This is a genomic window from Mesorhizobium sp. M7A.F.Ca.CA.002.04.1.1 (genome assembly GCF_004022805.1).
GTDB classification, from domain to species: Bacteria; Pseudomonadota; Alphaproteobacteria; order Rhizobiales; family Rhizobiaceae; genus Mesorhizobium; species Mesorhizobium ciceri.
Window position 1 is genome coordinate 1 of the sequence record NZ_RZPL01000571.1, and the last position, 3,858, is coordinate 3,858.

The 3,858-nt window shown below is 62.5% G+C and carries 7 protein-coding genes; 5 read left to right on the forward strand and 2 right to left on the reverse strand.

Annotation, left to right across the window (positions count from 1 at the left end; genetic code table 11):
• Positions 1-220: 220 nt before the first annotated feature.
• From pgsA to ENZ75_RS24445, 4 genes are all read left to right on the forward strand, one after another.
• Positions 221-817 carry a CDP-diacylglycerol--glycerol-3-phosphate 3-phosphatidyltransferase gene (pgsA, locus tag ENZ75_RS24430; RefSeq protein ID WP_013532480.1) on the forward strand — a complete coding sequence of 199 codons (597 nt, stop codon included), beginning with the start codon at positions 221-223 and terminating at the stop codon, positions 815-817.
• 1 nt (position 818) lies between these two features.
• The gene (gene moaD, locus ENZ75_RS24435; RefSeq protein ID WP_013532479.1) at positions 819-1,076 is read left to right on the forward strand and encodes a molybdopterin converting factor subunit 1; all 258 of its coding nucleotides are present in this window, start codon (positions 819-821) and stop codon (positions 1,074-1,076) included.
• 1 nt (position 1,077) lies between these two features.
• Positions 1,078-1,554 (forward strand): molybdenum cofactor biosynthesis protein MoaE, encoded by a 477-nt coding sequence (locus tag ENZ75_RS24440; protein WP_013532478.1) that lies wholly within the window; start codon positions 1,078-1,080, stop codon positions 1,552-1,554.
• Between the two features lie 126 nt (positions 1,555-1,680).
• Complete coding sequence (locus tag ENZ75_RS24445) at positions 1,681-2,445, forward strand: YbaY family lipoprotein (RefSeq protein WP_013532477.1); 765 nt, start codon at positions 1,681-1,683, stop codon at positions 2,443-2,445.
• Positions 2,446-2,513: 68 nt separating this feature from the next.
• Here the strand turns inward: ENZ75_RS24445 and ndk are convergent, their stop codons facing one another.
• On the reverse strand, positions 2,514-2,936 hold the full coding sequence (gene ndk / locus ENZ75_RS24450; RefSeq protein ID WP_013532476.1) for a nucleoside-diphosphate kinase: 423 nt from the start codon (positions 2,934-2,936) through the stop codon (positions 2,514-2,516).
• Between the two features lie 165 nt (positions 2,937-3,101).
• Here ndk and ENZ75_RS24455 point away from each other — a divergent pair, with 165 nt between their 5' ends.
• Positions 3,102-3,353 carry a DUF2934 domain-containing protein gene (locus ENZ75_RS24455; protein ID WP_032809008.1) on the forward strand — a complete coding sequence of 84 codons (252 nt, stop codon included), beginning with the start codon at positions 3,102-3,104 and terminating at the stop codon, positions 3,351-3,353.
• Positions 3,354-3,370: 17 nt separating this feature from the next.
• Here the strand turns inward: ENZ75_RS24455 and ENZ75_RS24460 are convergent.
• Positions 3,371-3,858, reverse strand: a 488-nt coding sequence (locus ENZ75_RS24460) for a glutathione S-transferase C-terminal domain-containing protein (RefSeq protein ID WP_128278371.1), incomplete at its 5' end; no start/stop codon positions are given.

Consider the following 3,858-nt stretch of genomic DNA (forward strand, 5'->3'; position numbering starts at 1 on the left):
TTGCTGCTGGCATTCGGCACCGCCAAGGCGGTCAGCCGCGCGGCCATCGAGGATCTGCGGAAAGTCGACGGGATTTCCGAGCAGGTGGCGAAACTGGTCTACAATCACTTCCACGAGAGTTGAAAAATCTGGCACTTTCATCTGGCCTGTCGAATCTGGCCTGTTGACCCCCCACATTCGCTTCTGATTTGAGTAGGCAGGCAGAAAGAGTTTCCCGGATATGGCCAAGCGCGCGTTCAACCTGCCCAACATGCTCACCTACGCCCGCATCGTCGCGGTGCCGATGGTGGTGCTGTGCTTTTTTCTCGAAGGACATCTGAAGTCGAGCGACTTTGCCCGGTGGTCGGCGCTGATCATCTTCCTGCTCGCCTCGATCACCGATTATCTGGATGGCTATCTGGCGCGCGCCTGGCAACAGACCTCCAACATCGGCAAGATGCTCGACCCGATCGCTGACAAGCTGCTGGTCGCCACCTGCCTGCTGCTGCTGGCTGCGGACACCGATCGCCATGCGGGCATTGCCGGCTGGTCGTTGTGGGCGGCGATCATCATCCTGTGCCGCGAAATCCTCGTCTCGGGCCTGCGCGAATATCTGGCGGCGCTGAAAGTCTCGGTGCCGGTGACGCAGCTGGCAAAATGGAAGACCGCCATCCAGATGGTCGCCATAGCGTTCCTCTTGGCCGGACCGGCCGGCGACAAGATCTTTCCGCTGACCACCCAGACCGGGCTGGTGCTGCTGTGGATCGCGGCGTTGGTCACACTCTACACCGGCTACGACTATTTCCGCGCCGGCCTCAAGCACATCATGGACGAGTGAGATGACGACCCGGCTCATCTATTTTGCCTGGGTGCGCGAGCGCATCGGCATGCCCGAGGAAGACGTCGACTTGCCGGCTGGCATCGAGACGGTCGCCGATCTCCTGCGCTGGCTGAAATCGCGCGGCGAGGGCTACGAGCACGCGCTGCAATATCCTGACGTCATCCGTGTCGCTATCAACCAGGAGCATGTCGAGCACCGCGAGAAGATCGCGGGCGCCCGCGAAATCGCGCTGTTCCCGCCGATGACCGGGGGCTGAAATGACCGGCGGGATCATACCTGTCGTGCGCATTCAGCGCCAAGATTTTGACGTCGCGGCCGAAATCGCCAGACTGACGCAAGGCCGCGCCGATATCGGCGCCGTGGTGAGCTTCTCAGGCCTTTGCCGCGACGAGCAGGGCGCGCTCTCAGCGCTCGAGCTCGAACACTATCCCGGTATGGCCGAAGCAGAAATCGCCCGCATCGCTGCTGAAGCGGTCGAGCGTTGGCCGTTGCAGGGGCTCACCGCCATCCACCGCCACGGGAAGATCGCGCCCGGCGAGAGCATCGTGCTGGTGGTGGCAGCCTCCGCGCACCGCCATGCGGCGTTCGAGGCGGCGAATTTTCTCATGGACTATCTCAAATCGCGCGCGCCCTTCTGGAAGAAGGAGCATCGGGCTGACGGCTCGGAGGGTGGCTGGGTCGAGGCCAAGGAAGCCGATGCAACGGCCGCGCAACGCTGGAAAGCGTCCGAATAAGATCCGCCGCAGCCATGCATTGACCGCAATCCTTTGGCCAATTGGCGGAATTGGTCAGCCTGGGCATTGGCAACCCGTGGCATTGGCAGCCCAGGGCATTGGCAGCCCGGGGTGAGGGAGATGGTCATGCTGGACAGGATCGCGGAGTTCTTCATCTTCGGTTTCGTGCCTCTGGTCGTCGGCATATTGGCCGTTCCTGAGCAGTCTGTTGCCGCCGAAAAGGCAGTGAGAGGCGAAGTGATCTATCGCGAGCGCATTGCCTTGCCGCCCAGTGCCGTGCTCTCTGTGCAACTTGCCGATGTGTCGCTGGCCGATGCGCCGGCCACCATTATCGGCGAGCAGAAAGTGAAGCCGACCGGCCAGGTGCCGATCAGCTTCGAGATCAAATTCGACCCTTCCGTCATCCGGTCGCAGATGACTTACGCGTTGCAAGCCCGCATCACCGTCGACGACAAGCTCCTGTTCATCTCCGATATGCGCCATCAGGTCGATCCGCTGACCGACGTGCCGCAGACCATCATGCTGAAGATGGTCGCCCCGAACGCCGAGCCGACGGTTTCGGTCTTCGACCAGCTCTGGCTGGTCGACTATGTCGACGGCATCGGCGTCATCGCTGCCCCGCAAGCGACATTCAGGGTCAGCGAGGCCGGCAAGGCGGGCGGCAGCGGCCCCTGCAACACCTATTTCGCCACCGCCAAGGTCAATGGGCAAACGATCGTGATCGGAGACATCGGTTCGACCTACAAGGCCTGTGCGCCAGAGGTGATGGCCGAGGAAAAGGCGCTGTTCGATGCGCTGGCCAAGGCGGCGTCATACCGCGTCGAGGCCGGCAAGCTCATCATATCAGGCAAGGATGGCCGCGAGATCCTGCGCTTTAGCGCGGCGAGCTGACCCCCAACGAAAAAGGCCGGCGAAACGCCGGCCTTCTTTTTACGGAATCCAAGGTCTGGATCGTCGGCTCAGCCGACGATCTCGGTGTCCGAGAACCAGTACTTGATCTCTTCTGCCGCGGTCTCCGGTGCGTCGGAGCCGTGCACGGAGTTTTCGCCGATCGACAGCGCATGAACCTTGCGGATGGTGCCTTCGGCGGCGTTGGCCGGGTTCGTGGCGCCCATCACTTCGCGGTTCCTGGCAATGGCGTTCTCGCCTTCCAGCACCTGGACGACGGTCGGTGCCGACGACATGAATTCAACCAATTCGCCGAAGAAAGGACGGTCCTTGTGGACGGCATAGAAGCCTTCCGCTTCGCGGCGGCTCATCCAGACCCGGCGCGAGGCGATGACACGCAGGCCTGCCTCTTCCAGCATCCTGGTGATGGCGCCGGTGAGATTGCGCCGGGTTGCGTCCGGCTTGATCATGGAAAATGTGCGTTCGAGCGCCATGGGTCGTCCTTGTCTGAGAATGGAATTGAGAGTGGCGGGCTCTATACAAGCCGCCCGGCCCATTGCCAAGGGCCCCCGATCAGACGGCTGCACAGCAACGCTTTGCTTGCTATAGTCGCGTGCCGGCGCCGCGCTGAGGTCGGGCCGTATGGAGACAACATGACCATGACAGACGATCGTCAGGAACGCATTCGCAACCGTGCGCACCAGATCTGGCTGCAAGAGGGCCAGCCGGCTGGACATCATGAGCGCCATTGGCATCAGGCGGCGGCGGATGTCGACCAGGAGGACGCCACGGACAAGTCGGCAGCCAAAAAGCCAACCAAGAAGGCAGCTGGCGCCGCCAAGCCAAAAGCCGCCCCCAAGGAGGCAAAGGCTGCCACGAAGGCCGGCAAGCCAAAGAAGGCGGCCAAGTAAGTTACTGCTTTACGGCGTCAAGCCGCGGCGGCGACCTTTCGCCCCAGCCCGCCATGCAGGTCGAGGCAGCGGGCGAACCACTGCGCCACCACGTCGCCGTCGTCGAGCAATTGGTAGGGCGAGGCTATGCGCGCCCATTGCAAGGCGCCGAAGACGATATAGTCGCCAAACAGCGGCGCCGCGCCGCCGATGAACGGCTGATAGAAGAGCATCGAGCGCAATGGCTCCAGCGAGGCTCTGAAAGTGCCGAGCCCGGCCTCCCTGGCGGCCGTCACCTCCTCCAGCCTCTTGCCAAGACGCTGCTCCCGGCTTTGGCGGAAATAGACGGCGTTTTCCGCGTCCTGCATGGCATGAAGGTCCATGATGGCCGCGGTGGTCACGTAGGGATGAATGGTCACTTGCGACCAGCGTTCGATGAAGCGCGCCATCGCCTCGCCGCCTTCACCGCCAAACAGCGTCGGCCGGTCCGGATAGGCTTCATCGAGATAGAGCGCGATGGCGAAAG

Coding starts and splice junctions, on each gene's coding strand:
- moaD (WP_013532479.1), top strand. CDS start 819: ATGACGACCCGGCTCATCTATTTTGCCTGGGTGCGCGAGCGCATCGGC.
- pgsA (WP_013532480.1), top strand. CDS start 221: ATGGCCAAGCGCGCGTTCAACCTGCCCAACATGCTCACCTACGCCCGC.
- ENZ75_RS24445 (WP_013532477.1), top strand. CDS start 1,681: ATGCTGGACAGGATCGCGGAGTTCTTCATCTTCGGTTTCGTGCCTCTG.
- ndk (WP_013532476.1), bottom strand. CDS start 2,936: ATGGCGCTCGAACGCACATTTTCCATGATCAAGCCGGACGCAACCCGG.
- ENZ75_RS24455 (WP_032809008.1), top strand. CDS start 3,102: ATGACAGACGATCGTCAGGAACGCATTCGCAACCGTGCGCACCAGATC.
- ENZ75_RS24440 (WP_013532478.1), top strand. CDS start 1,078: ATGACCGGCGGGATCATACCTGTCGTGCGCATTCAGCGCCAAGATTTT.